Genomic DNA, 26,097 nt, shown 5'->3' on the forward strand with positions numbered 1-26,097 from the left:
CGCCGAAGTGCGGTGCGACTGGCCGGTAGGTTGGGGGAAGGAGCGCGACCCGACAGGGACACCGCTCACGCAGCGTAGCCGCAAGTCACGGAGGGCTGGGCCAGATGAGCCAGGGGGACGACCACCGCGACCCTCCGGGAACCACCCCGGGGGGTTCGGAGCCCGGCCAGACCTCCGCTTCCGGGACTCCCGGGGAGAGCGGCGGTTGGTCCGCTCCGGGACAGGGCCCGGTGTCCGACGCCGCGGAGGGCGCGGCGGCCCCGGCGCCCGCCCCCGAAACGGGCCAGGGGTACCCGACGCCCGGGACGGCCGCCGGACACGGTGAGCCAGGAACGGCGCCCGGGTACGGACCGGCGGGTGCGGCGCCCGGGTACGCCGTCCCCGGCGGTGTCCCCGAACACGCGGCCCCCACGTACGCACCTCCCGGCGGCACCCCCGGCTACGGCCCGCCGGGCGCGGCGCCGGGCTACGCGGCTCCCGGCGGCGCCCCCGGCCATGCGCACCCGGGCGCGGGCCACGGCTACCGGCACCCCACGGCCGGACGGCCGGTCGCGCCCAGGCCCGGTGTCGTGCCGCTGCGCCCGATGACCGTCGGCGACCTGTTCAACGGCGCGTTCGCCCTCATCCGGAACAACCCGAAGACCACCGTGGGTCTGTCGATGATCGTCGTGGCGGTCACGAGCGTCGTCAGCGTCATCGGCTTCGGCGGGACCATGGCCGACTACGGTGTGTTCGTCGACCAGGCGTTCAACGACCCGACCGCCATCGACCCCGACGACCCGATGCCGCTGTCCGTGTGGTCGGTGGTGGCCACCTACTCCGGGGCGCTCCTGTCCCAGGCCGGAATCGTCCTGGTCACCGGGCTGCTCACGGCGGTCGTCGGGCTGGCGGTCCTGGGCCGCAGGCTCACGCCCGGCCAGGCGTGGGCCGCCGTCCGCGATCGGATGTGGGCGGTCGTGCGGCTGGCCCTGACCCAGCTCCTCATCTTCTTCGGGCTGACGTTCACCGTGCTCGCGGTCACCGTCGTCGGCGTGGTCGTCGGCGTCGCCGTCATGGCCTCCGCGTCGGTCGAACTGGGGATCGCCATCCTGGTCCTGGGGCTGGCGGCCGGGCTCGCGTCGTTCGCGGTGTTCCTGTGGATCGCCGTCCGCATCCAGTTCGCCATGCCGGTCGTCGTCCTGGAGCGGGTGGGCGTGTTCGCCGCCCTGGCCCGGTCGTGGAACCTGACCAGGGGCAGCTGGTGGCGGGTCTTCGGCGTCATCCTGCTGACGATGCTCCTCGTCCAGGTCATCGGCGGCCTGCTCACCGCTCCGTTCAGCGGCACGGCGGCCGTGCTGGTGGTCGTCTTCCCGCTGGAGGCGTGGATGCCCGTCGTCTCGGGCGCCATCGTCTACGTCGGCACCGTCGTCATCAGCGCGATCACCACCCCGTTCACGGTGGGCGTGACCACGCTGCTCTACATCGACCTGCGCATGCGGCGTGAGGGCCTCGACCTGCGGCTGCACGAGGCCGCCCGGGCGGGCCGCGAGGCGGGCCCGGAGATCTTCCTTCCGGAGTGGCGCGCGTGACTCCTCGGACGGGCGTCGCGGAGGTGACCCGCGAGGAGGGTCGTAGACGCGCGGTCGAGGAGCTGTCCGACCCCCTCTACGGCGATCAGACGCCCTCACTCCTCGACCGGATCCGCGCGTGGATCTTCGACCTCATCGCCGGGCTGGCCGAAGCCGGTTCGGGGGTCATCGGCGGCTGGGCCGTGCTCGGGCCCCTCCTGGTGGTGCTCGCGGGCCTGCTGGTGTGGCTGGTCGTCTACCTCCGACCGTCGTCGAGCCGCCGCCGCGGCAAGGCCGTCCACGAGGAGGCTCCGCTGTCCGTGGCCGACCACCGGGCCGCCGCCGAGCGGCACGAGGCCACCGGGGAGTACGCCGCCGCCGTCACCGAGCGGTTGCGCGCCATCAGCGTCGCGCTGGAGGAGCGGGCGGTGATCACGCCCCGCCTGGGGCGTACCGCCACCGAGCTGGCGCGGGAGGCCTCGATCGTGCTGCCGGGCGAGGCGGGCGGCCTGGCCGAGGGCGCCCGGATCTTCAACGACGTGGCCTACGGCGACCGTCCGGCCACCGCCGACTCCGCCCGGATCCTGCGTGAGCTGGACCTTCGGCTGGAGTCCGCCCGTCCCGTGCCGGCCGAGGAGGAGGCCCGGTGACCGCCCCCACGCCCGCCGCCCCGCCCACGCCCCCGATCGCGATCCCGGAGGCCTCCGAACCGACCGGCGGCCCGATCGCCCGCACCTGGCGCGCCGTCCGCACCCCGCTCCTGCTGTTCACCGCGCTCGTCGTGGTGGCGGTCCTGCTCTCGCTCGGCGCCGAGCGGTTCCCGGAGGGGGTCCTGGACCCGGAGAGCGTCTCCCCCGACGGGACGCGGGCTCTGGTCCAGCTGTTGGAGGAGGACGGCGACGTCGACATCGCGCGGTCTTCGGCCGAGGCTCGGGAGGCCGTCGCCGACGCCGGGGAGGACACCGTCCTGCTGGTCTCGCTCGACCACCGGCTGCTGCCGGAGGAGGTCGCGGAGCTGGCCGCGTCGGACGTCGACACGGTCCTGGTCCAGCCCTCCGCGCTCACGCTGTCGGCGTTCGCGCCGGGGCTCGACGTCACGGGTCGGATCGACACCGGCGACGCGCTGACGCCCGAGTGCGCCCTGCCCGCCGCCGTCGCGGCGGGCGAGGCCGGGGTCGGCGGGGAGTCGTACACCGCCGACCCCGGCGTCGACGCCGTGGGCTGCTACCCGTCGGCGACGGGGGACGCGCTGGTCCAGGTCACCGAGGACGGGACCACGACCACCGTGCTCGGCACCGGCCACCCGCTGACGAACACGGCGCTCTCCGCCCGCGGGAACGCGGCGCTGGCGCTCAACCTGCTGGAGGCGGACCAGGTCGTGTGGCTGCGCCCCGACCCGGCCCAGGTGGGCGGCGGCTCCTCGATGTGGGACCTGCTGCCCGCGGGGCTGCGGTGGTCGGTGCTGCCGCTCGTGGCGACGCTGGGACTGCTCGCGCTGTGGCGCGGGCGTCGGATGGGCGCGCTCGTGCCCGAGGCGCTGCCGGTCGTGGTGCGGGCGTCGGAGACCACCGAGGGCCGTGCCGGGCTGTACCAGTCGCGCCGGGCGCGGGACCGGGCCGCCGACGCGCTGCGTCGGGGGTTCCGCCGGCGGACGGTGCCCAAGCTCGGACTCGACCCGGACGCCTCCCCCGACGCCGTCGTCGCCGCCGTGGCCGAACGGACCGGCGACGACCCCGCGCGGCTGCGGGCCCTGATCTACGGCGGGCGGGACGACGCGTTCACCGCCGACGACCGGTCCCTGGTCCGGCTCGCCGACGAACTGGACGAACGCTCCAGGAAGCTGCGGTGACCCCGGCGGCCCGGGACCCGCGACAGACCACCGAGGTATCGAGAGAGGTAGACGGCACGTGAGCGCCTTCACATCCGAGGCACTGCCCTCCGCCGACGAGGCGCGGGCGGCGCTGACCGCCCTGCGCCAGGAGGTCGGCAAGGCGGTCGTGGGCCAGGACGAGACGGTGACCGGGCTGGTCGTGGCGCTGCTGTGCCGTGGCCACGTGCTGATGGAGGGTGTGCCGGGTGTCGCCAAGACGCTGTTGGTGCGCACCGTGTCGGCGGCGCTGTCCCTGGACCACAAGCGGGTGCAGTTCACCCCGGACCTGATGCCCGGGGACGTGACGGGTTCGCTCGTCTACGACCAGCACACCGCGAAGTTCGAGTTCCTCAGGGGGCCGGTCTTCACCAACCTGCTGCTGGCCGACGAGATCAACCGGACCCCGCCCAAGACGCAGGCCTCCCTGCTGGAGGCCATGGAGGAGCGGCAGGTGACGGTCGAGGGCAGCCCGGTGGCGCTGCCGGATCCGTTCATGGTCGCCGCGACGCAGAACCCGGTGGAGTACGAGGGCACCTACCCGCTGCCCGAGGCCCAGCTGGACCGGTTCCTGCTCAAGGTGACCATCCCCCTGCCCGAGCGCGCGGCCGAGGTCGAGATGCTGGGCCGCCACGCCGACGGGTTCGACCCGGGCGACCTGGCCGCCGCCGGGGTGACCCCCGTGGCCGGGGCCGCCGAGCTGCACGCCGCGCGGCTCGCCGTGGAGGGGGTCCGCGTGGCGCCCGAGGTGCTGGGCTACATCGTGGACCTGTGCCGGGCGACCCGCCAGTCGCCCTCGCTCCAGCTGGGCGCCTCCCCGCGCGGTGCGACGGCGCTGCTGCGGACCAGCCGGGCGTGGGCGTGGCTGACCGGTCGCGACTACGTGACGCCGGACGACGTGAAGGCGCTGGCCAAGGGGACGCTGCGGCACCGCGTCTCGCTGCGTCCGGAGGCCGAACTGGAGGGCGCGACCACCGACGGAATCCTGGACGGTGTGCTCGCCTCCGTCCCGGTGCCCCGCTGATGGCGGTCACCGGCCGGGCGGTCGTCGTCGGGCTCCTCGCGGTGGCCGCCGTGGCGATCTCGGGGACCGTGGGCGCGTGGGCGACCGCTGTCGCTTTGGGCGTCCTGGTCGTGCTGCTCGCGACGGACGTGCTGTTGGCCGCGAGCCCGAGGGCGCTGCGCCTGACCCGGGAGGGGGACACGACGCTGCGCCTGGGCGACTCGGCGACGGTGTACGTGACCCTGGCCAACCCGACCCGGCGCCCGCTCCGGGGGTGGGTGCGCGACGCCTGGCCGCCGAGCGCGAGCGCGACCCCGAAGAGGGTCCCGGTGCGGGTGGCGGCGGGCGAGCGGCGACGGATCACGACGACGCTGACGCCGACCCGCCGCGGCGACGCGCGGGCGGCCGGGGTGACGGTGCGCAGCATCGGGCCGATGGGGCTGGCGGGGCGCCAGCGGACGCTGTCGACGGAGTGGGCGGTGCGGACGCTGCCGCCGTTCCACAGCCGCCGCCACCTGCCGGGAAAGCTGTCGCGGCTGCGGGAGCTGGAGGGTCAGCACACGGCGATGGTGCGCGGGCAGGGCAGTGAGTTCGACTCGCTGCGCGACTACGTGCCTGGCGACGACGTGCGGTCGATCGACTGGCGGGCGACGGCGCGGGGCGACGGCGTGGTGGTGCGGACGTGGCGGCCGGAGCGCGACCGTCGGATCCTCATCGTGCTCGACACCGGGCGCACGTCGGCGGGGCGGGTCGGCGACACCCCGCGCCTGGACCACTCGATGGACGCGGCTCTGCTGCTCGCGGCGCTGGCGGGCAGGGCGGGCGACCGGGTGGACTTCCTGGCCTACGACCGGCGGACGCGGGCGCAGGTGCGCGCGTCGGGCAAGGGCAGCCAGGTGAGCCGGATCGTGGAGGCCATGGCCCCGCTGGAGGCGGAGCTGGTGGAGTCGGACCCGGCGGGGATGGTGTCGACCGTTCTGGGGACGCAGGGCAAGGCGCGGCGCCTGGTGGTGCTGCTGACCGACCTCAACGCGGCGTCGCTGGAGGAGGGGCTGCTGCCGAAGCTGCCCGCGCTGACCTCGCGGCACCTGGTGATGGTCGCGGCGGTCACCGATCCGGCGGTGGGCGCGATGGCGGCCGAGCGCGGGAGCGCGGACGCGCTGTACCGGGCGGCCGCGGCGGAGCGGACGCTGGGCGAGCGGCGGCGGGTCACGGCGGAGCTGCGGAGGATGGGTGTGGAGGTGGTGGACGCCGACCCGGAGCACATTGCCCCGGCGCTCGCGGACGCCTACATCAACCTCAAGGCCCAGGGGCGGTTGTAGGGCGGCGGTCATGCCGGAACACGGTGGTCAGACGTCCGTTCGGGCCCTGCCTGGTCGAGTCGCGGTGACCGGCGACCACGCGTCGGACCGCCTCCGCGAAGGCCTGCGCCATGTCGGACGGGGTGTAGGCGCGCAGGGAGCGCTGGATGGCCCGGGTGTGCTCCGTCATGCGGGGGTGGTCGGCCATGAGTCCGGCGATCGCGCGGGCGAGGACCCGGTGGCGGGGTCCGGCGTCAGGGTGGCCCGTTCCCATGCGGTTGCCGTTGGCGGAGAGGGTGCCGCCGTCCTCGATCACGAACCGGTGCCCGGTGTTCCCCGCGATCCCGCCCGGTTCCGAGAGCAGTTCGGCGAAGCCGTTGCCGTTGCCACGGGCGACGAGGAACGGTGTGCCGCGCGCGGCACATTCCCCGGCCACGAGGCCGTACGCCTCGTTCTCGGAGGCGACGATGAGGGCGTGGGCGGAGTCGATGTCCGCGTCGAGCCGCGCCCTGTCGTCGGTGAAGGGCAGGACGCGGACCAGCCCGGAGTGTCCTGTCTCGGTGTCCATGGACGCCTGGAACGCGGCCACCCGATCGGGCGGTGTTCCCCGGACGGTGAGTCGTACGTCGTGGCCGCGGTGGCGGAGGTCGCGGACCGCCCGTGCCACGTCGATCACGCCCTTGTTCCGGTCCTCGGCGCGGCAGAGCATGAGGAGGTCGAACGTTCCGCCGCTCCAGGTTGAACCGCGCGTCGAGGACGGAACCGTGACGCCCGGGATCAGTTCGTGAACGGGTGGGCCGGAGGTGGCGTGGCCTTCGGAGATCAGCTCCCGGGCGTCACGGGCGGCCTTGGGCCCCGGCGCGAACACGAGGTCGGATTCGCGGAAGACGTCTTGGTGGATCGCCGTGAGGAGCCGGAAACGTGCGGGTTGGCCCGACACCGTGCCGAGACCACGCGGATCCGTATGCAGGGCATTGACCACGATCGCAGAGGGATACAGGGTCCTGCGCAGGAGACCGGCCTCCCTTCCCGAGGTCCAGCCCGATCCGATCACCGCGTCGAAGTGGCAGGGGGCCGACGGGAGACCGATGGATTCCGGAGACGCCCGACGGATCGCCTGGTCCAGAATGGGGCGGGCTTCGTCGGCCTGTGTTGAACGCCGGTCCCCCGCGAGCGCGACGATGTCCACGTTTCCGTAGTCACCGACGTCTCCGACCGTCAACAACGTGACCTGCGACCGCTCGGCCAACGCCGTCAGCAGCTTGTGGTCCAGTACGGCTGCGCCGTCTTTGAGGCACGCCCTGTGGAGAACCGCGAGCATGCGTAGCGGGCGGCGTCGCACAAGAAGCAACTCAGCGTCGCGTCACCGGTCTCAGGAAGGCGCTCCACTCGTCCTCTGTGAACCCGAGGAAGCCGAGTTCCGTGTTCTTCGAGTCCCTGACACACATGCGCCCCCGGGCCTCGGCCACCTCCAGGCAGCCGTTGGCGGCGTCGCTGTACGACGACTTCCGCCACTTCCGTCTGGTGGAGTCCGTTTCTCTTCCCACTGGCACGCCTCCTGTTCGAGCAATCCGGAGCGAACCTAACCCCAGGCAGCGGTTCAGAACAGTGCCAATCGTCAATATCTGGACATACGGCACATAAGCATCGAATTGGATCCCAGTCCGAACGGGATCGCGGGCAGTATGAGGGCATGGCTTCTCCCCCCGACGCCCACGAGAACTCCTCCCACGGAGCCGTGTACGGTCAGATGGTCCAGGCCAGGGACATCCACGGCGGTGTGACGATCAACGTGCCGTCAGCCCCAGTCGCGCCGTCGTCGGACGTGTCCCTGGATCCGCCCCGGCTCGCGACCGCCGTACGCGGGCGCGATGATCTCCTGCACACCCTCGGCGAGGCGATGGCGGCCGGTGCGCCCGTGCCACATGTCTTGACAGGTCCGGGCGGGTTCGGGAAGACCACGGTGGCCGCCGCGCTGGCCGAACGCGCGCGCTCGGACGGGTGGACGGTCTTCTGGGTGCGCCCCGGAAGTGTCACGGCGAGCATGCTGGAGGCCGCCATCGAGTTGGGCGGTCCCAGGGAGGAGGCCGACCGGCTCCGAGGCACCCGGCGCCAGGCGGCGCGGTGGGTCTGGCGTCATCTCGACGAGGCGCCCCGGCCGTGGCTGCTGGTCATCGACAACGCGGATCGACCGGAGGAACTGGACCCCGACAACCGTGTCGGCGACCAACTGGGCTGGATGCGCGCCAGCCCGGGTGGGTTCGTCCTGGTGACGAGTCGGGTGGATGACCCCGCGCTCTGGGCCCCGGCGGAGGTGCATCGCATCGGTGAGTTGGACGCCGTCTCCGCCACCACGGCGCTCGCTGATCACGCGGGGCTCCCCGACCTTCCCGGAGCCGACGTGCTGGCCGAGCGCCTCAGTGGTGTGCCGCTGGCCCTCTCCCTCGCCGGACGCATCCTGGCCACGCACAGAGTGGTGTTCCCTGACGCGCACGCCCTGCTGGACCGACTCGACCAGAACTTCGGCGAACTGGACCAGCTGGCCGCCCCCTTCGTCACGGGTCGCGACACGGACCGCAGACTCCTCTCCAACGTCTGGGATCTGTCGCTCCGACTTGTCACTGAGAAGGACGCTTTCGCGGCTCCATTGCTCCGTCTGCTCGCGATCCTGGGGCCCGAGGCCAGAGAAGTTCCGCTCCGGAGACTCCCGTTGTCGGAACTGGGCGGAGGCTCCTTCGATGGGCTCGACGAGGCGGCGTTCGCCCGGACCATCAACGCGCTCGTCATCCACGGACTGGTCACAGTGACCAATCAGCAAGAAGAGGTGTCCCTGTGGCTCCACCCGCTCGTCTCCGAGACGATCCGTGCTGGGTTCACCGCGAACGACGTCCCCTTCCTACGGACGGCGGAGCAACTCCTGAGTCGGGTGCGCGGCAGAGATCTCCTGTTGGAGTCCATGAGCCACTGGGCGCTCAGTCGACTGTACGAGCGCCTGGTTCCGGAGCAGCCCGGAGCATCCGTTGTCATGTCCATCGCGGCCGCCCGCGCGCTCATCCACCTCGGGGAGTTCGGCGAATCGGCGAGGATCTTCACGCGGCTCGCCGCGGTAGCGGAGAACAGCCTCGGGGATACACATCCGATCACGCTCACGGCCCGGCATCATCTCGGGGAGGCGCTCCAGAAGGCCAACGACCTGGACACGGCCGAAGCGATCCACCGCGACGTGCTCGCGGCCCGCGAGGCGACCCTTGGACAAGACCACCCCGCCGTCCTCGACAGTCGTCACCAACTGGCCATGATCCACGGTGAGCGTGGCGACTGGGCAGCGGCTGAGGTCGAGTCCCGGGCGGTGCTCGAGGCACGTATGCGCCAGGAGGGGCCCGAGCAACGAGCTACGCAGGCGGCCATGGAGAATCTGGCCTTCGTCATCATGAGTCGCGGTGATCTGACGTCGGCCGAGTCAATGTTCCGCGAGGTATGGGCGATCCGAACGCGTGTGTGGGGTGAGCAACACCCCCTGACCGCGCAGGCCGAGTTCTACGTGGGCTTGAACCTCCTCGAACAGGGCAACACCCACCTCGCTCAGGACGCCTTCAAGAACGCACTACTCGTGTGGACGCGAACCCTTGGGTCGGACCACCCCGACACCCGACTGGCTCGCGAACAACTTGGCGAGGCCACCCGGCGGCTCAGGGAGGCATGAACAGGCCTCAGTCCACCTGTGCCGTCACCCGCCACAAGAAGCCCATCCACTCGACCGCGCCGAAGCTGAGCACGGTCTGGTCCGGATGCGTCGAGTCCCTGAGGTGTAGGCCAGCCCGATCGGAAACGGCGGCCTCCACGCAGTTGGCCGTCTTCGGACTGCTGTGGGTGCTCTTGAACCAGCCCGCTTCCGTGGCCAGCGAGGCCTCCACACACGCGCCGACGTAGGAACTGTAGGAACTCTTGAACCAGCGTGGGGTCTGTTCGTCCATGCGGCCGATGCTGCCACAGGAACCCCCGCGCCGCCGGGGGTTTCACGCGACCGGCACGGCCGCCGGCGCGTTCTCCAGGTCCCCGGTCTCGCCCTCCTGGTACGCCCACCTCCCGAGCGTGTACACGTACACGAAGAACAGCACCTCCGCGACCACACCGATCCCGATCCGCAGCCACACCGCCTCGACCCACCCGGTCACGAAGCCCTCGATGAGCCCGGAGATGAACAGCACCACCACGAGCCCCAGCGCCACCGCGACGGCGGCCCGGCCCTCCTCGCCCAGCGCCCGCAGCCGCGTCCGGTCGCCCGGGGAGATGATCGTCCACCCGAGCTTGAGGCCCACGCCGCCCGCCACGAACACCGCCGTCAGCTCCAGCAGTCCGTGCGGCAGGATCAGCCCGAAGAACACGCCCGCCCGGTCGTTGGCGATCATCATGGCCGCGACCTGACCCAGCGCCACCCCGTTGGCCGCCAGCACGTACAGGGTCGGCAGTCCGAGGAACGCTCCGGAGACGATCGCCATCGCCGCGATCCACGCGTTGTTCGTCCACACCCGCGCGGCGAACGAAGCCGAGGGATTCTCCACGTAGTAGTTGGCGAAGTCGTGCTCGACGTACCGCGCCATGTCCTCCGGCGAACCGAGCGCGTAGAGCGCCTCCGGGGTGTTCACCAGCCACGCGGCCGTCGCCGTGGACACCAGCACCATGCCCAGGGTCACCGCGAGCCACCACCACCGCAGCCGGTACAGCACGGCCGGGAACACCCGCGTGAAGAAGCCCGCCGCGTCCCGCCAGGCCGGGGAGTGCGCCCCGGTCACCGCCGAGCGCGCGCGTGCCACCAGCGCCGACAGCCGTCCCACCAGCGCCGGGTCCTGCCCGGAGGAGCGCACCACCGACAGGTGCGTGGACACCCTCTGGTAGAGCTCGACCAGCTCGTCGATCTCCTCGCCGGACAGCCGTCGGCGCCTGCCCACCAGGCGGTCCAGGCGGTCCCACTCCTGGGCGTGCGCCGCCGCGAACACGTCGATATCCACGTGTGAGACCCTACTCGGTCGTTCCGTCCGTTCCGTGCTCCGGCCGCTGACACCCGGAAGCGCAGGTGGCGGTAGTGTCGGAGGGTACGGTACGGACTTCGAGGGAGTGTGTGCGGGTGAACCATCCCGGCGGCGAGGCCCGCGAAGACGTGTACGGCACGGCTCCGCTGGTCACGGGCGACGCGGTGGTCCTCGACCTGCGCCCGGCGGGCTTCGCCACCAGGGCCGCGGCCATCGCGCTGGACGTCATCCTCCAGCTCATCCTCCTGGTCGCCCTGGCCGTGGCGGCCACCTGGATCGGCACGGGCGTCGACATGGCCGCCACGATGGCCTTCGCCACGGCGGCGATGGTCCTCGTCCTCGTCGGATACCCCACCGTGTTCGAGACCGTCTCCCGCGGCCGGTCGCTCGGCAAGCTGGCGCTGGGGCTGCGGGTGGTCGGCACCGACGGCTCCCCCGTCCGCTTCCTTCAGGCCCTGGCCCGCGCGCTCGCGGCGGTCGTGGAGATCTGGCTGACGACCGGGGTGATCGCCCTGCTCACGTCGATGATCAACCGCGACGGGCGGCGCGTGGGCGACTTCATCGCGGGCACGATGGTCGTCGAGGAACGCGCCGGGCGCCGACGCGAGGAGTTCATCGCGATGCCCCCGCACCTGGCGGCGTGGGCCGCCGGCGCCGAGCTGTCCCGTCTCACCCCCGAGACCGCCGCGTCCGTCCGCCAGTACGTCCTGCGGTACACGGAGCTGGCCGAGCACACCCGCCACGAGATGGGTCTGCGCCTCGCCGACGCGGTGGCCGCCCAGATCAGCCCGCCCCCGCCGCCGGGGACGGCCCCGCCGCACTACCTGGCCGCCGTGCTCGCCGAACGCCGCCGCAGGCACGAGCTGAACGCCTGGATCGACGGCGCCCCCGGACCCCCGAACGGCCGCTCCTGATCCCCCTCAGGGGTGCCAGGAGCGCAGGTAGGCGTCCTGGTCGGGGGTGAGGGTGTCGATCCGCACCCCCAGCGCCGCCAGTTCGAGCCTGGCCACCTCGGTGTCGGTCTCCTCCGGCACCTCGACCACACCCGGCTCCAGGTCGGCGTGGTGCCGGGCGAGCCACTCGGTGGTCAGGGCCTGTACGGCGAAGGACATGTCCATGACGGCGGCCGGGTGCCCCTCCGCCGCCCCCAGGTTGACCAGCCGCCCCTCGGACAGCAGCAGGACCCGGCGCCCGTCGGCGAACACGTACTCGTCCGCCTGCTCGCGGACCCCGCGGTTGACCTCGACCGCCAGGCGGTCCAGCGCGACGAGGTCGATCTCCAGGTCGAAGTGGCCGGAGTTGGCCAGGATCGCCCCGTCCCGCATCAGTTCCAGGTGCTCGGCGCGCACGACGTCCCGGTTGCCGGTCACGGTGACGAACACGTCCCCGAGCGGGGCCGCCTCGTCCATGGTCGTGACCGTGTAGCCCTGCATGACCGCGTCCAGGGCCTTGACCGGGTCCACCTCGGTGACGACCACCCGGGCGCCCATCCCCCGGGCGCGCTCGGCCAGGCCGCGACCGCAGTAGCCGAACCCGGCCACGACGACCGTGCGCCCCGCGAGCATCGCGTTGGTGGCGCGCAGGATGCCGTCTATCGTCGACTGCCCGGTGCCGTACCGGTTGTCGAACATGCGCTTGGTGGCGGTGTCGTTGACCGCGACCATCGGCAGCCGCAGCTCGCCAGCCGCGCTCATCCGCCGCAGCCGGATGACCCCGGTGGTGGTCTGCTCGCAGCCGCCCAGCACGCCGTCCATCAGGTCGGGGCGCAGCGAGTGGACCGTGTTCACCAGGTCGCAGCCGTCGTCGAGCAGCAGGTGGGGCCGTGCCTCCAGGACGGTGACCAGGTTGCGGTCGTAGGCGGCCTGGTCCATGCCCGCCCACGCGTGCACCGCCACGCCGTACTCGGCGACCAGGGCGGCGGCGGTGTCGTCCTGGGTGGACAGCGGGTTGGAGGCGGCCAGCCAGACCTCCGCGCCGCCCGCGCGCAGGGCGCGCAGCAGGTTGGCCGTCTCGGCGGTCACGTGCAGGCACGCGGCGACGCGCGTGCCGTCGAGCGGCCGTTCCCGCGCGAACCGCTCGCGCACGCTGCGCAGCACGGGCATGGAGCGCTCGGCCCAGTCCACCCGGCGCACCCCGGCCTCGGCCAGACCGAGGTCCGCCACCTCGTGTGAGGGGCCTGTCATCAGCTCACCCGCGTCCGTCTCTCGCGAACCGGGCCGGGGGCGGGTGGCGTTCCCGGCCCCGGCCCGGCCCTGGCCTCTAGTAGCGGTAGTGGTCGGGCTTGTACGGGCCCTCGACGTCCACGCCGATGTAGGCGGCCTGCTCCTTGGTGAGCGTGGTCAGCCGGACGCCGAGCGCGTCCAGGTGCAGCCGCGCCACCTTCTCGTCCAGGATCTTCGGCAGCGTGTACACGTTGGTCGGGTACTCGTCCGGCTTGGTGAACAGCTCGATCTGCGCGATGACCTGGTTGGTGAAGCTGTTGGACATCACGAAGCTCGGGTGGCCGGTGGCGTTGCCCAGGTTGAGCAGTCGGCCCTCGGACAGCACGAGCACGGACGTGCCGTCGGCGAAGGTCCACTCGTGGACCTGCGGCTTGATCTCCTTCTTGGTGATCCCGGGGATCTTCGCCAGGCCCGCCATGTCGATCTCGTTGTCGAAGTGGCCGACGTTGCCGATGATCGCCTGGTGCTTCATGCGGGCGATCTGGTCGGCCATGATCACGTTGAAGTTGCCGGTGGTGGTGATGAAGATGTCACCGGTCTCCACGACGTCCTCCAGGGTGCTGACCTGGAAGCCGTCCATGGCCGCCTGGAGGGCGTTGATCGGGTCGATCTCGGTGACGATCACCCGGGCGCCCTGACCGCGCAGCGCCTCGGCGGAGCCCTTGCCGACGTCGCCGTAGCCGCACACCACGGCCACCTTGCCGCCGATGAGGACGTCGGTGGCGCGCATGATGCCGTCGGGCAGCGAGTGGCGGATGCCGTACTTGTTGTCGAACTTGCTCTTGGTGACGGAGTCGTTGACGTTGATCGCGGGGAAGGCGAGGCTGCCGTCGCGCTGCATCTCGTACAGGCGGTGGACGCCGGTGGTCGTCTCCTCGGTGACGCCCTTGACGCCCGCGGCGATCTTCGTCCACTTCTGCGGGTCCTTGGCCAGGCTCTCGCGCAGGAGCGTGAGGACGACGCCGAACTCCTCGCTGTCGGCGGTGGCGGGGTCGGGGACCGCACCGGCCTTCTCGTACTCCGCGCCCTTGTGGACGAGCATGGTGGCGTCGCCGCCGTCGTCGAGGATCATGTTGGGGCCCTCGGCGCCCGGCCACGTGAGCGCCTGCTCGGTGCACCACCAGTACTCCTCCAGCGTCTCGCCCTTCCAGGCGAACACCGGGACGCCCCTGGGGTCGTCGACGGTGCCGTCGGGGCCGACGACCACGGCCGCGGCCGCGTGGTCCTGGGTGGAGAAGATGTTGCAGCTGACCCAGCGCACCTCGGCGCCGAGGGCGACCAGGGTCTCGATCAGAACAGCGGTCTGCACGGTCATGTGCAGGGAGCCCATGATGCGGGCGCCCCGCAGGGGCTTGCTGTCGCCGTACTCCGCGCGAGTGGCCATGAGGCCGGGCATCTCGTGCTCGGCGAGCCGGATCTCGTCACGGCCGAACTCGGCCAGGGAAAGATCGGCGACCTTGAAGTCGAAAGCCATGCGTTCCTCACTCGTGATCGTGGTGGCGACCCTGATTGTATGGGTGCTCCCGGCCGCGCGGAGTGTTTCTGACAATCGACTGTCAGTTTTGCTTCGACTCGCGTGGAAAGTGGGTTAGGCTCGCGTCCATGGCCGCCCTCGACGACGCCCCGCCCGCACCCGACCGGCTCTCCGCGCCGGCCGGGCCCGTGCCGATCTCGGCGGCGGCCGAGCGGGTGGGCACGACGGCCCGGATGCTGCGCTACCGCGAGGCCCTGGGCCTGCTGCCCCGCACCCAGGAACGGCCCACCGGACGCGGGCACCGCCACCGCCGCTTCACCGAGGAGGACCTGCGCACGATCGAGGTCGGCCTGGAGATGGAGCGCGAGTTCGACATCCCGCCCGCCGCGCTGGCGTTCGCGCTGCGCGTGCTGGCCGAGCCGGAGGTCCTGGCGCGGGTGCGGGCGCACGGCGAACGGCTGGGCAGGCTGACCGCCGCCCCCGCGCGCGCGATGGACTTCGAGAAGGAGAAGGCGATGCGCCTGCTCCACCACCGTCGCCCCTGACCGACGACGCTCATCCCCACCGTGGGTTGACACGCGTACGCGGCCGGTCACGGCCACATGCCCTGCGTCCCAACAGGTTTTGGCGGCGAGTCCACGGGCTACGGATCCACACGTGGATACCCTTAGCAGCGGCGTGACCCTGAACCGTCTCCCGGTCCACGTGCGCGACGAGCTCACCGACGTCGACCGGCTCCATGCGATCTGGACCCGGCACCGCCACGGCCAGCCGCAGGACGCGCGCGCGGCCGCCCTGCGCGAACTGATCCGGCGCCGTGTCCGCGACTGGGGCGGCGGGCCCGCCCTGGAGGAGCTGGTCGTGTCCACCTCAGAGGAGGGGATGTCCGGCCAACCGGTCACCGTGGACTACGTCGAGGGCCTCGCCCGACGCGCGGCCGCCCTGCCCGCCGACTGCCCCCACCGCTCCCCCGGCCCCCTCGGGACCGCCGAGGCCCGCCGACTGGCCGGGGCCGCCGCCGTCCCCGCGCACCCCGTCGTCCGCGCCGCGCACGTGTACGCCGAATGCGTCGATGTGCTGCGCCGCCTCCGGGCCGCCGAGACGGCGGAACCCGGGACGGAGACCGGCGGCCGCGCCGCCGACGACGGCGACCCGCCGTGGGCCCTGCCGTGGATCCTCACGTCCCTGGTGCTCCAGCGCGCCGACCACCCGCCCCTGTTCCCGGACCCCCGCTGCTTCCCGCCGCCGTCCGAGGAGCGGGACCCCGCCGCACGGTTCGCCGAGCTGGTCCACCACTTCGCGCGCCTGGTCACCAGCGCCCTGCGCGACGAACTGTGCTGGGCGCCCGCGAGTGTTCCGCCCCCGCGGGCGCACATCCCTCCGCTCGCGTCGGTGACGTGCCGCAGGATCCAGGACTACGTGCGGTCGCGCCGGACCTCCCTCGCGCTCATCCTCCAGGCCCTGGACCCGCGGGCGAGGACGACCGTGCGCACGGGCGGGTCCGACGACGCCCCGGAGGACGCCACCGCCCCCGCGCCGGCCGCCCGGACGGTCCTCACCCCGGGCGCCGCGCACTGGTGGACGGCCCTGGAGCTGGTGGTGGGCGACGCGTCACTGACCCTGTTCGTGGTCGTGCAGGAGGTCGGCCGCCCCACCACCGGCGTCCTGGCGGTCACCGCGGACGCGCGGCTCACCACGCCGGAGGGGGTGCGCGACGCGCTGGACATGTCCGGCCCCGAGAGCGTCACCGTGATGCCCTCGGACTGCGTGGACGACCGCTGGCCGCAGATGCGCGACCTGGTGGACGAGGCGGTCTCGCGGGCGATGAACGTCCTCACCCGAGTGTGACCCGGAGGCGGACCCGGGGGTGTCGTTCGGGCGCCGCCAGGGTGCCGGGGGCGGCCCGCCACCGGTCAGCTGACGGCGAGCAGCACCAGGAACAGGATGAGGATGACGATGGTCATCAACACGGCCGGGATCACCCAGCTCTGCTGGAGCACCGAGTTCTGCTCGACCGGGCGCGGCATCGGCCGCCCCGCCCCGGGGCGCGCGTAGGTCTGGTTCGGGTTCCCGCCGGCGGCCATCGGGTTGACCCCGCGCGGCCCGGCGGGCGGCATCGGCGGACGTTGGGGCTGCGGGTAGCCCCCCGGCATGCCGGGCCGGGCGTTCGCCGCGCCCGGGTGCGCGCCGTAGCCGGGACGCGGCCCCGTGCCCATCGGCTGCCCCATGGGGCGGGGGTTGGACGTGCGCGGGTCGGACACGTGCGGCGGGTAGCCCCCGAAGCCCTGCTGGGGGCCGGTGCGCGGCGGCGCGTGGGGCCCCGTCGGAGGAACCTGTCCGCCGGTGAACGCGCCCCCCGCCTGGGCGATCTGCTCGCCCCGCTGGAGCGCGTCGTCGGTGGAGCCGGCGTCCTCGACCCCGTCGTGGCCCAGCAGGCGCATGAGCAGGGTCTGCGCGTTGGGTCGGTTGTCGGGGTTCTTGTCCAGACAGGACTCGACGACCGGTCGCAGCGCCTCGTCCACCCCGTCCAGTTCGGGCGGTGCGCTGATCACCCGGTGCACCACCGCCGGAACGGTGTCGGCTCCGAACGGGGCGTGGCCGGTGGAGGCGAAGGCGATCACGCAGCCCCAGGCGAAGATGTCGCACTTGTCGGTGACCCCGCGCCCCTCGATCTGCTCGGGCGCCATGTAGGACGGCGTCCCGACGATCGAGTTGGTCATGGTGGCCGTGCCGTCGTCCATGCGCGCGATGCCGAAGTCGATCACCCGCGGCCCGTCCGGACCCAACAGGACGTTGCCGGGCTTGAAGTCGCGGTGGACGATGCCCGCCTTGTGGATCGCGACCAGGGCGGTGGCCGTGGACACGGCGAGACGCTGGAGCTTGGGCCCCCGCAGCGGGGCGCCCTTGGCGACCGTGTCCTGGAGGTCCCTGCCCGGCACGAACTCGCTGACCACGTAGGGCGGGTCCTCGTCGAGCTGGGCGTCGAGGATCGCGGCCGTGCAGAACGACGCCACCTTCTGCGCCGCCCGGACCTCCTTGGCGAAGCGCCGACGCAGGTCGCCGTCGCCCGACCACTGGTCGTTGAGGACCTTGACCGCCACCTGGTCGCCCTCGGTGTCCTCAGCGAGGTACACCACGCCCTGCCCGCCCTTGCCCAGGCGGCCGGTCACGCGGTACGCGCCGAACGCTGCGGGGTCGCTCGGCTGTAGCGGTTGACCGGGCATCAGTGTCCTCCAGGGCTTTCGTGCGGGACGCGCAGAATCAGGGTACGGGGTCTCGGAAACCCCGCGTCGTGGACGAGCACGTCCGCGCGGTGCGGTTCACACCCTGTCCGTAGCCGCTTCGACTGCTGGAACGGCCAGTTCGTTCCGTCCCGACTCAACCGATTTTTCGCGCCTCGTCGACGAGCAGCACCGGGATGCCGTCCCGGATCGGGTAGGCCAGGCCGCTCTCGTCGCAGACCAGTTCGTCGGTCTCGGGGTCGTGGCGCAGCGGGGCCTGGCTCTGCGGGCAGGCCAGGATGTCCAACAGCCACCCGTCGATCTTCGTGCTCATGTTCTCGTTCCTCGTGATGTCGTGTGCCCGTGGCGCGACCACGCCGGGGCACGTCCGCGCCGCGCGGATCCCTCCGCCCGGCGCGGAACCTCCCGTCGCCCGGTCAGGCCCGGACGATGGCCAGGACCTCGTCGCGCACCTTGGCCACGGTTCCCTCGTCGGGTGCCTCCACGTTGAGCCGCAGGAGCGGCTCGGTGTTGGAGGCGCGCAGGTTGAACCAGGTTCCGTCCGGCAACTGGACGGTCAGGCCGTCGAGTTCGTCGACGGTGACGCCGTCCCTGTCGGCGAAGGCCGCGCGGACCTGCGCCATCCGGGAGGGTGCGTCGGCCACCGTGGAGTTGACCTCCCCGGACGACGCGTAGCGCGAGTACTCCTCGGTGATCCGGGAGAGCGGACGGTCGTCCGAGCCCAGGACCCGCAGGACGTGCATCGCCGCGAGCATACCCGTGTCGGCCCGCCAGAAGTCCCGGAAGTAGTAGTGGGCGGAGTGCTCCCCGCCGAAGATCGCGCCGGTCTCGGCCATGGTGGCCTTGATGAAGGAGTGGCCGACCCGGGTGCGGACGGGGACGCCGCCCCGCTCCCGCACGATCTCGGGGACGGCGGTGGAGGTGATGAGGTTGTGGATGATCGTCGACCCGGGCTCGCGGGCGAGCTCCTGGGCGGCGACCAGGGCGGTGATGGCGGACGGGGGGACGGGCTCGCCGCGCTCGTCGACGACGAAGCAGCGGTCGGCGTCGCCGTCGAAGGCCAGGCCGATGTCGGCGCCGACCTCGCGGACCTTCGCCTGGAGGTCGACCAGGTTGGCCGCGTCCAGCGGGTTGGCGGGGTGGTTGGGGAAGGTGCCGTCCAGCTCGAAGTAGAGGGGGACGATCTCCAGCGGCAGGCCCCGCTCCAGGACGGCCGGGACCGTGTACCCGCCCATGCCGTTGCCCGCGTCGACGGCCACCCTCAGGGGGCGGATCCCCGACAGGTCGACCAGCTCGCGCAGGTAGGCGGCGTAGCCCGGAAGCAGGTCCCGCTCGGTGACGGCGCCCTCGGGCCCGTCGTGCTCCACGACCCCGGACTCGGCCAGGCGTCTGATCTCGTCCAGGCCGGTCTCGGCGCTGATGGGGGCGGCTCCGGCCCGGCACATCTTGATGCCGTTGTACTCGGCGGGGTTGTGGCTGGCGGTGAACATGGCGCCGGGCAGGTCGAGGTGGCCCGAGCCGTAGTAGAGGAGGTCGGTGGAGCCGAGTCCGGCGAACACGACGTCCAGACCCTGGGAGACGACGCCGTCGGCGAAGGCCGTCGCCAGTTCGGGTGAGGAGGGGCGCATGTCGTGTGCGACCACGACGGCCGGGCCGCCGACCACACGGGCGAAGGCCGCACCGATCGCGCGGGCGATGTCGGCGTCGAAGGTGTCCGGAATCACACCGCGCACGTCGTATGCCTTGAAGATGCTTCCGAGGTCAGCCACGTCTTCTCCGGCCAGTCGGTCCTGCTCCTGGTTCTGTGGCGCGAGGGCCCCGCGCCGTACCAACGTAGCAAGCGGCCGGGGGCGGCGGACGGCGCCCGGGGGTGGAGGGGGATCGACGGAGGGTGACGGGGATCGGCCCCGGATTCGGGGGGCGGGCCCGGGGCCGGGGGCGGGCCGATGGGGGGGTCGCCGCGTCCGCCGCGTCCGTGCCGCGGGCGCGGGATCAGCCCCGGGGCCTGGGGTCCTGGTCGCCCCGGCCGGGGTCGGAGCGGACCACGCGCAGGTGGCCGCGGCGCAGGGTCTCGGTCCCCTCGCCGACGGCGTCGTCCGGAGGAACCGCGCGCGACGGCGGACGCGCCGCCTCACGCACCGCGTCCGCGAGCGCCTCCAGGTCGTCGCTGCCGGGACCGCCGCCCGACGTCTCGACCGGAAGCCGCACGACCTCCCAGCCGCGGGGGGCCGTCAGCCGGTCGGCGTGGACGGCGCACAGGTCGTAGCAGTGCGGTTCCACGTAGGCGGCGAGTGGACCCAGGACCGCGGTGGAGTCGGCGTACACGTACGTGAGCGTGAAGACGGCGGGCTGCCTGCACGCGGTACGGGAGCAGCGTCGAACATGGCTCACAGCGTTTGACTGTATGCCTTTACCGGGAGACACGCCAGCATCGTCCCACGACCGTCGCCGCACCGGGTCTCGCGCGCCCGGGTTCCGGCCGATCGGGACTACGCGCGAGGCGGATGATGGCTTAGTCTCGAAGTGTGCGACGAGTGCGCCTTTCCAGTGGCCAACCAGACCGAGTGCGGCGCCGGGACCGCCGCGGCCGAGGTATCCGCGGTCCTCTCGTGCCCGCCGACCTGCCGGTGTTCCGTAGCCGAGCGCAGGCGTTCGACGACCTCGTGTTGGACGCCGTCGAACGCCTGGAGCGCCTGTGGGCGCGCGAACTGGCGAACGTGGACTTCCTCGTCGAGGACGTCCCCCCGATCCCGCCCCGCGGCCCCCTGACGGAGTCGATCCCCTTCTCCCGTCTGGAGACCGACCCCAACGGCAGGGCCCGCATCGTGGTCTACCGGCGTCCCGTGGAGATCCGCACCAAGGATCCCGAGGAGATGGCCCTGCTGGTCCACGAGGCGGTCGTCGAGGAGGTCGCCAACCTGTTGGGCGTGGAGCCGGAGTCCGTCGATCCCGAGGCGTGAGGGCCTCCGGACCGACGCCGTCCCGCCCTACGGAACGATCCCGAGCATCGACCCCCGCGCCGTCGGCAGCCGCACCTCCACGGGCGCCGGGGGCACCGGCAGCACGCTCCATCCGTCCTCCGTGCTGAGGATCCGCGCGGCGTGCACCGGTCCGGAGTCCTCCAGCAACTCCAGACGGAACGCGTTCCCCTCCTCCGAGGGCAGGTCCCAGTCCTGCCCGACCACGCGCGTGGTCCCCGCGGGCAGGTCGACGTGGGCGGCGTCGCCCTGGGTCCCGTCGGCGCCGATCGGGGTCACCACCACCTGCGCGTCGCGGTCCAGGGCGCTCATCACCACCTCCACGTCGGTGTCGCCGGGAACGAACGGCAGGACGGCGCTGGTGTCCAGGGGGAGGGCGAGCGGGTCGACGGCGGCGGGATAGGCGGTGTCGGAGTCCTCGGCGAGCACGCCCGCGACCACGGGCGCGTCGGCCTCCACGACGACCGTGCCCGCGCGGCCCGCCAGGGCCGACGACAGGGTGATCCACCCGGAGGCGGACGGGGGTACGTCGAGGACCAGCTCCTCCTCGGGATCGTCGTCGGCGGGCAGCACGCGCACCCGGACCTCGGTGTACTCGTCACCGGGAACGGTCACGAACAGCCGCCGCGCGCCCTCGCCGCCGGGCACGCCGGGGATGACGTGCCGTTCGTCCGGGACCCGCGTGGGCGGCACCCACCCCGTGGCGCCGCCCTCGTGCTCGGCGAGCAGGGCGGCGGCCACCCGGCCGGTGCTGGTGCGGACGTGGACGCCGAGGGCGGCGGACCGCCGGATCAGCTCCGTCAGGTCGAGATCGGTCGACCGCCCCGCGGGCACGGAGATCCCACGGCTCTCGGCGGAGAAGGACAGCCCGCTCTCGGTGTACACGTCCACGCTGACCGTCGCCGCGGTCTGGGCCGGGTTGGCGAGGTGGACGGTGAGCGTCTCGGTCCCGCCCCAGTCCTGCGCGTCCTCTCCCTCGCCCATCGGGTGCGGGTTCGGCTCGCCGCCCGCGCCCTGCTCGGCGCCGCCGGGGAGGGCGAACCAGGTGCTGGTCGAGGGGGGCTCGCAGCGGACCTCGGTCACGCCGTCGTCCGTCACGGTGGTCTGCGCGGAGTCGAGTCCGGAGGCCAGGCTTCCCTCGGCGCGCAGGACGGTGGGGTCGTCCGAGCCTCCGGTCTCCGCCAGCCAGACGCTCCCGGGCTCGGTGATCTCGTCCCCGACGTCGGCCCACAGCCTGCCGACGTCGTCGCGGCCGACCCTCGGCGCGTAGGCGGCCAGGGTGCCGTCCGACCCGTCGTGCGGAGCGGGGCACACCCGAACGGCGCGGTCGGGCCGGACCGTGCCCGGATCGGTGGTGCCCAGGGGTTCCGTCGCGGGGACGAGGGCGGCGCCGAACAGCGCCGCCAGCGCCAGCGTCACGAGGCCGAACAGCGCGAACCGGTTCCGCACGATGAGCCGCATCAGGCCCCCCTGGTCGTGGTCGTGACCCGGCCGGCCCGTCGCCGCCCGCCCCCGCGGGAACGGCGGCCGGTCCACCGCGGTCGGCGTGGTCGGGGCGTCGGGGCGGCCTCGACCAGGCGGGTCTCCTCCTCGGTCCGCGCTCCGGGGGCGGCGAGGACGGCGACCACCAGGAGCGCCACCCCCTGTGCGACCAGCCACGCGGTGTGGACGGGGTCGACGTGGCGGACGTCCAACGCGCCGCCCTCCGCCGGCAGCTCCCACGCCTGGACGCCGTTCTCCGTGGCGACGGGGGTCAGCGCGGTCCCGTCGAGTGTGGCCCGCCACCCGTCGTCGGCGGGCTCGGCCAGCGACAGCAGCCGACCGGGCTCCCCCTCGGGCAGGTCGTCGCCGATCACGAGAGCCTGGGCCTCGGCCTCCTCGGCCCCGTCGGCGGCCTCCTCGACCACGCGCAGGGCCCCGGTGGGCTCCCCCACGCGCCAGAGCCCGTAGCGGTCGGACAGCGACATCCGCAGCAGTCCCGGCGTGCCGTCCAGGGTCGTGACCATCGAGGTGTCGTGCGCGCCGTCGACCTCCGGACGCGGGTAGAGCACGTACTGGACGCCGAAGTCGGCGAGGGTGTGCAGGTGCTCGCCGCCCTGACCGGCGACCAACTCGGCGACCGCCCGGTCCATGACCTCCCTGGCCGGGGCGGTCGGCACGACGCCCTCGTCCCCGAGTCGGGGTTCCTCGCCGCGCAGGACGACGTAGTCGACGCCGCCCTCGCCCGGGGTGACGACCAGTGTGCGGGGCCGGGTGCCGTCCCGGTCGATGACCGCCAGCGCGCGGGACACCACCATGTCGGCCCGACCGGTGAGCGGCCCGTCCACGCCCTGTGCCGTCCACACGGCGGCGGCGGAGAGCGGCGTGGCCAGGGCGAGGGCGGACACGGCGACCGCGAACACCCGGCGGAGCCCGCCGAGGCGCAGCATGGGGCCGAGCGACCGCGCGCCGGTGGCGGCGGACAGCAGCACGGCTGCGGCGGCGAACGACAGGGCGGCGCCGGGCCAGATCTGGACCGGGGGCCCGCCGGAGTACGGTTCGACGACCAGGCGGCTGGTCACGACGGCGACGAGCAGTCCGGCCAGGGCGAGCGTCCACCCGGCGGCGACGATCATCCGGTCGCGCAGGAGCAGCAGCGAGCACAGCGCGGCGGCCGCGAACCCGGCCGTGACCCAGACCGGAGGGGTCCCCGGGCCGCCGGGGGACAGCAGGAGCAGCCGCGCGGCGGTGGCCCCGGTCGTCGGCGGGTGCAGTCCGGCCTCCAGCAGCCACAGGGTGGGGTGGCGCAGGAGTTCGAGCGACCACGGCAGCAGCAGGACGATCGGGACGGCCAGGCTCAGCGCGACGCTGACGTACAGCCGCCGTCCCAGGTGCCCGAACGCCGCCGCGACCAGGATCCCCGTGAGCAGGAAGAGCGCCCACACGAGCGGGACGAACGCGGTGGCCGCCGCCAGGACCAGGCCGAGTCCCCACGCCGCGCGGCGGGACGGTCGCGGTGGCAGCGTCACGAGACGGACCAGCAGCAGTCCCATGACGGGCAGCAGGATGTGGACGAGGGCCGTGCCGAGCCGCCCCTGGGCGACCGCGCCGGTGGCCACGGGCAGCAGGGCGTAGACGGCGGCCGTCCACAGGCGGACCGGGCGCGGTCCCACCACCTCGCGGGCGAGCAGGAAGGCCGTCAGCCCGGACAGCGGCACGCAGCCGAGGAGGATCACGGAGACGGCGATCCACGGTTGGCCCAGGGTGAGCGTGGACGCCAGGGCCAGGAGTCCGACGTAGGGCGCGACGGGCGCGCTCGACCCGAGCCCGGTGTCGGGCCACGCGGCCAGGTAGAGGGACCACAGGTCACCGGCCGAGCCCGCGACCGGGGGCAGCGCCCCGCCCGCGAGGAGGTCGCCGAACAGCAGGGAGCGTTCGGCGACGAGGGCGACGACGGCCAGGCCCAGGACGAGCAGGACGCCGGGGCGCAGGACGACCCGGCGCAGGAAGCTGGTCTGGTCGGCGAGCGCGGCGTCCTCGTCGTCGGGGCTGGGCGCGACGGTGACCGCCTGGTGACGGCCGGGGGTGTTGAGCACGGGCTCGCCGGACAGGATGCCGGTGAGGGTGTCGGCGAACTGGCGCAGGGCCACGCCCCGGGCGAGGAACGGGCGGATCGCGCTGTAGGTGCGGCGCCGGTCGCGGCGGCGCCGGAACCTGGCCCGGGCCAGGCGGAGCGGTCTCAGGTACACGAGTGTGATGGCCGCGGCCTCGTCCAGGGCGTTGCCGGGCTGCTTGGTGAGCAGGTACGTCAGCACACGCAGCAGCGAGACCACGGAGTTGCGCACGAGCGCGGCCGCCATGCCGCCCGCGGGCAGGTTGGCCAGGAGGACGAACACGGCGTGCCTGCGGTCGACCCGGCGCGGGTGGTTGCGCGTGGCGGTGATGCGGCGGCGGCGTCGGGCCGAGGCCTCGGCGTGGTAGGCGACCGCGTCGGTGACCAGGACCGCGCGGAGCCCGGCGCCGCCCACGCGCCAGCAGAAGTCGATGTCGTCGCGGAAGAGCGGGAGGGCGGGGTCGAATCCGCCGAGCCGGTCCCACACGTCGCGGCGGACGAGCATGCCCGCGCTGGAGACGGCGAGGACCTGGCGGGTGCCGTCGTGCTGGCCGTGGTCGAACTCCCGCTGTTCGAGGCCGGTCTCGCGGCGTCCCGCCCCGTCGATGGTGACGCCCGCCTCGACGAGGCGGCGGCGGTCGAACCAGTCGCGGAGCTTGGGGCCGAGCACGGCGGCGCGGGGGTCCTGGTCGGCGGCCGCGAGCAGGCGTTCGAGGGCGTCGCGCTCGGGGGTGAGGTCGTCGTGGATGAGCCAGATCCACTCCGTGGCGTCCGGGTGGCCGGGGACGGGGGCGGTGGAGCGGGGCAGGTCGAGCGCGCCGCGGACGGCGTCGCCGTAGCCGGTGGCGGCCGGGAGGTCCAGGACGGCGTCGTCGGGCAGGTACTCGGTGAGCAGGTCGGCGCTGCCGTCGGTGCTTCCGGTGTCGGCGGCCACGACGCGCTGGACGGGCCGGGACTGGCCGCGGACGGCGGCGAGGGTCTCCGGCAGCCAACGCGCGCCGTCGTGGGAGACGATCACCGCGGTGACGACGTGTCGGGCGGGGTCGTGGTCGAGCACGGCTGTGGTGTGTTCTCTTCCGGGAGAGGGGCGGGCCCCGGGTCGCGGGGACGGTGCCCCACCGACGGGCGCGTGGGCGCGCCGGGTGCCGGTGTGCCCCGTCCAGGTCCACTTCGGCACGGTTGGTCCGGCGTGGCCGGTCCGGCACGGTGGGAGCGGGTCATCACCATACGCCACCTCGGCGCGGCGCGGGGCTGTTCGTCCCCATCGCCATGACGAGACGTATCACCGCATTCACACCAGCACGGATGTGTGGTGCATTCCTCACCAAAGTCCCAAACGGGATGAAACATGAAAAAGGCGCGCCCGGACTCGCGGTCCGGACGCGCCTCGCGCGTGTGCCCCTAGAGCATCTCCGCCAGGAAATCGAAATCCCCTCCGGCGGCTTTCTTCAGCCTACGGCGCTCACGCTCGGAGAGTCCCCCCCAGATGCCGAAGCGCTCGTCGTGCTCCAGCGCGTATTCCAGGCACTCCGCACGCACCTCACACGACTGGCAGACCTTCTTCGCCTCCCGGGTCGAGCCGCCCTTCTCGGGGAAGAACGCCTCCGGGTCGGTCTGCGCGCACAAGGCACGTTCCTGCCAGCCCAGATCCTCGTCCGAGCCGTGCGCCAGCGGGATCACCTCGCTCATGCGCACCTCCTGTTGCCCCCCATAGATGTCCCCGGCCCTTTTCGTCCCCCAAGGCCGGGTGGAATCCCACCTTGAAATTACACGCGGGCCCGTGACCAGGAGTCAAGCGCCCTACGTGGTAATCCACTGAATATCATGTAACGAACCGCCAA

Annotated in this window: 23 protein-coding genes; 10 read left to right on the forward strand and 13 right to left on the reverse strand. The window is 73.0% G+C overall.

Annotated elements, in window-relative coordinates; all coding sequences use genetic code 11:
- Positions 1 to 230 precede the first annotated feature (230 nt).
- The 5 genes from AB0I72_RS00135 to AB0I72_RS00155 are packed head-to-tail and all read left to right on the forward strand — an operon-like array spanning position 231 to position 5,739.
- Positions 231 to 1,568, forward strand: coding sequence for a glycerophosphoryl diester phosphodiesterase membrane domain-containing protein (locus tag AB0I72_RS00135; protein WP_358560740.1), 1,338 nt, complete (start codon positions 231 to 233; stop codon positions 1,566 to 1,568).
- On the forward strand, positions 1,565 to 2,197 hold the full coding sequence (locus AB0I72_RS00140; protein WP_358560743.1) for a DUF4129 domain-containing protein: 633 nt from the start codon (positions 1,565 to 1,567) through the stop codon (positions 2,195 to 2,197). Before AB0I72_RS00135 ends, AB0I72_RS00140 begins: the two co-directional genes overlap by 4 nt.
- 35 nt (positions 2,198 to 2,232) lie before the next feature.
- A complete protein-coding gene (locus AB0I72_RS00145) occupies positions 2,233 to 3,396 on the forward strand; it encodes a DUF4350 domain-containing protein (protein WP_358562756.1) in 1,164 nt (387 codons plus the stop codon).
- A 58-nt stretch (positions 3,397 to 3,454) separates the two neighbouring features.
- Entirely contained in the window at positions 3,455 to 4,438 is a 984-nt protein-coding gene (locus tag AB0I72_RS00150; protein ID WP_358560746.1) for a MoxR family ATPase, read from the forward strand.
- On the forward strand, positions 4,438 to 5,739 hold the full coding sequence (locus AB0I72_RS00155; protein WP_358560749.1) for a DUF58 domain-containing protein: 1,302 nt from the start codon (positions 4,438 to 4,440) through the stop codon (positions 5,737 to 5,739). Before AB0I72_RS00150 ends, AB0I72_RS00155 begins: the two co-directional genes overlap by 1 nt.
- On the opposite strand, the gene AB0I72_RS00160 is transcribed toward AB0I72_RS00155, so the two are convergent.
- Both AB0I72_RS00160 and AB0I72_RS00165 read right to left on the reverse strand, forming a co-directional pair.
- Entirely contained in the window at positions 5,717 to 7,039 is a 1,323-nt protein-coding gene (locus AB0I72_RS00160) for a glycosyltransferase (RefSeq protein ID WP_358560751.1), read from the reverse strand. The genes AB0I72_RS00155 and AB0I72_RS00160 overlap by 23 nt on opposite strands.
- A 31-nt stretch (positions 7,040 to 7,070) precedes the next feature.
- Positions 7,071 to 7,358 carry a DUF397 domain-containing protein gene (locus tag AB0I72_RS00165; protein WP_358560754.1) on the reverse strand — a complete coding sequence of 96 codons (288 nt, stop codon included), beginning with the start codon at positions 7,356 to 7,358 and terminating at the stop codon, positions 7,071 to 7,073.
- Between the two features lie 53 nt (positions 7,359 to 7,411).
- Between AB0I72_RS00165 and AB0I72_RS00170 the strand changes: the two genes are divergently transcribed.
- Positions 7,412 to 9,421 (forward strand): tetratricopeptide repeat protein, encoded by a 2,010-nt coding sequence (locus tag AB0I72_RS00170; RefSeq protein ID WP_358560757.1) that lies wholly within the window; start codon positions 7,412 to 7,414, stop codon positions 9,419 to 9,421.
- Positions 9,422 to 9,428: 7 nt separating this feature from the next.
- Here AB0I72_RS00170 and AB0I72_RS00175 read toward each other — a convergent pair whose 3' ends face one another.
- Positions 9,429 to 9,692 carry a DUF397 domain-containing protein gene (locus tag AB0I72_RS00175; protein ID WP_358560759.1) on the reverse strand — a complete coding sequence of 88 codons (264 nt, stop codon included), beginning with the start codon at positions 9,690 to 9,692 and terminating at the stop codon, positions 9,429 to 9,431.
- A gap of 42 nt (positions 9,693 to 9,734) precedes the next feature.
- Positions 9,735 to 10,727 carry a stage II sporulation protein M gene (locus AB0I72_RS00180; protein WP_358560762.1) on the reverse strand — a complete coding sequence of 331 codons (993 nt, stop codon included), beginning with the start codon at positions 10,725 to 10,727 and terminating at the stop codon, positions 9,735 to 9,737.
- A 110-nt stretch (positions 10,728 to 10,837) separates the two neighbouring features.
- On the opposite strand from AB0I72_RS00180, the gene AB0I72_RS00185 reads away from it, so the two are divergent.
- Positions 10,838 to 11,662: an RDD family protein gene (locus tag AB0I72_RS00185; RefSeq protein ID WP_358560765.1), complete on the forward strand. Its 825-nt coding sequence runs from the start codon at positions 10,838 to 10,840 to the stop codon at positions 11,660 to 11,662.
- A 6-nt stretch (positions 11,663 to 11,668) separates the two neighbouring features.
- Here AB0I72_RS00185 and ahcY (AB0I72_RS00190) read toward each other — a convergent pair whose 3' ends face one another.
- Together ahcY (AB0I72_RS00190) and ahcY (AB0I72_RS00195) are read right to left on the reverse strand one after the other, a co-directional pair.
- On the reverse strand, positions 11,669 to 12,931 hold the full coding sequence (ahcY, locus tag AB0I72_RS00190) for an adenosylhomocysteinase (RefSeq protein ID WP_358560768.1): 1,263 nt from the start codon (positions 12,929 to 12,931) through the stop codon (positions 11,669 to 11,671).
- A 76-nt stretch (positions 12,932 to 13,007) separates the two neighbouring features.
- The gene (gene ahcY / locus AB0I72_RS00195; RefSeq protein ID WP_358560771.1) at positions 13,008 to 14,444 is read right to left on the reverse strand and encodes an adenosylhomocysteinase; all 1,437 of its coding nucleotides are present in this window, start codon (positions 14,442 to 14,444) and stop codon (positions 13,008 to 13,010) included.
- A gap of 128 nt (positions 14,445 to 14,572) precedes the next feature.
- Here ahcY (AB0I72_RS00195) and AB0I72_RS00200 point away from each other — a divergent pair, with 128 nt between their 5' ends.
- Positions 14,573 to 14,989, forward strand: a complete 417-nt coding sequence (locus AB0I72_RS00200) for a MerR family transcriptional regulator (RefSeq protein WP_358560774.1) — start codon at positions 14,573 to 14,575, stop codon at positions 14,987 to 14,989.
- A 112-nt stretch (positions 14,990 to 15,101) separates the two neighbouring features.
- On the forward strand, positions 15,102 to 16,292 hold the full coding sequence (locus AB0I72_RS00205) for a hypothetical protein (protein ID WP_358560776.1): 1,191 nt from the start codon (positions 15,102 to 15,104) through the stop codon (positions 16,290 to 16,292).
- 65 nt (positions 16,293 to 16,357) lie between these two features.
- Here AB0I72_RS00205 and AB0I72_RS00210 read toward each other — a convergent pair whose 3' ends face one another.
- The 4 genes from AB0I72_RS00210 to AB0I72_RS00225 all read right to left on the reverse strand — a co-directional run bounded on the left by AB0I72_RS00210 (position 16,358) and on the right by AB0I72_RS00225 (position 20,077).
- Positions 16,358 to 17,668 carry a protein kinase gene (locus tag AB0I72_RS00210; protein ID WP_358560779.1) on the reverse strand — a complete coding sequence of 437 codons (1,311 nt, stop codon included), beginning with the start codon at positions 17,666 to 17,668 and terminating at the stop codon, positions 16,358 to 16,360.
- Positions 17,669 to 17,822: 154 nt separating this feature from the next.
- Positions 17,823 to 17,999 carry a Trm112 family protein gene (locus AB0I72_RS00215; protein ID WP_075926271.1) on the reverse strand — a complete coding sequence of 59 codons (177 nt, stop codon included), beginning with the start codon at positions 17,997 to 17,999 and terminating at the stop codon, positions 17,823 to 17,825.
- A 103-nt stretch (positions 18,000 to 18,102) separates the two neighbouring features.
- Positions 18,103 to 19,455, reverse strand: coding sequence for a phosphomannomutase/phosphoglucomutase (locus tag AB0I72_RS00220; RefSeq protein WP_358560784.1), 1,353 nt, complete (start codon positions 19,453 to 19,455; stop codon positions 18,103 to 18,105).
- Between the two features lie 223 nt (positions 19,456 to 19,678).
- Positions 19,679 to 20,077, reverse strand: a complete 399-nt coding sequence (locus AB0I72_RS00225) for a DUF3499 domain-containing protein (RefSeq protein ID WP_358560787.1) — start codon at positions 20,075 to 20,077, stop codon at positions 19,679 to 19,681.
- 173 nt (positions 20,078 to 20,250) lie between these two features.
- Between AB0I72_RS00225 and AB0I72_RS00230 the strand changes: the two genes are divergently transcribed.
- Complete coding sequence (locus AB0I72_RS00230) at positions 20,251 to 20,646, forward strand: metallopeptidase family protein (protein ID WP_358560790.1); 396 nt, start codon at positions 20,251 to 20,253, stop codon at positions 20,644 to 20,646.
- 27 nt (positions 20,647 to 20,673) lie between these two features.
- On the opposite strand, the gene AB0I72_RS00235 is transcribed toward AB0I72_RS00230, so the two are convergent.
- From AB0I72_RS00235 to AB0I72_RS00245, 3 genes are all read right to left on the reverse strand, one after another.
- Complete coding sequence (locus AB0I72_RS00235) at positions 20,674 to 22,125, reverse strand: DUF5719 family protein (protein WP_358560793.1); 1,452 nt, start codon at positions 22,123 to 22,125, stop codon at positions 20,674 to 20,676.
- Positions 22,125 to 25,313 carry a glycosyltransferase family 2 protein gene (locus AB0I72_RS00240; RefSeq protein ID WP_358560796.1) on the reverse strand — a complete coding sequence of 1,063 codons (3,189 nt, stop codon included), beginning with the start codon at positions 25,311 to 25,313 and terminating at the stop codon, positions 22,125 to 22,127. Before AB0I72_RS00240 ends, AB0I72_RS00235 begins: the two co-directional genes overlap by 1 nt.
- Positions 25,314 to 25,657: 344 nt before the next feature.
- Positions 25,658 to 25,945 carry a WhiB family transcriptional regulator gene (locus tag AB0I72_RS00245; RefSeq protein ID WP_013154770.1) on the reverse strand — a complete coding sequence of 96 codons (288 nt, stop codon included), beginning with the start codon at positions 25,943 to 25,945 and terminating at the stop codon, positions 25,658 to 25,660.
- Positions 25,946 to 26,097: the final 152 nt, after the last annotated feature.

The organism is Nocardiopsis sp. NPDC049922, from assembly GCF_040660275.1.
Classification (GTDB): domain Bacteria; phylum Actinomycetota; class Actinomycetes; order Streptosporangiales; family Streptosporangiaceae; genus Nocardiopsis.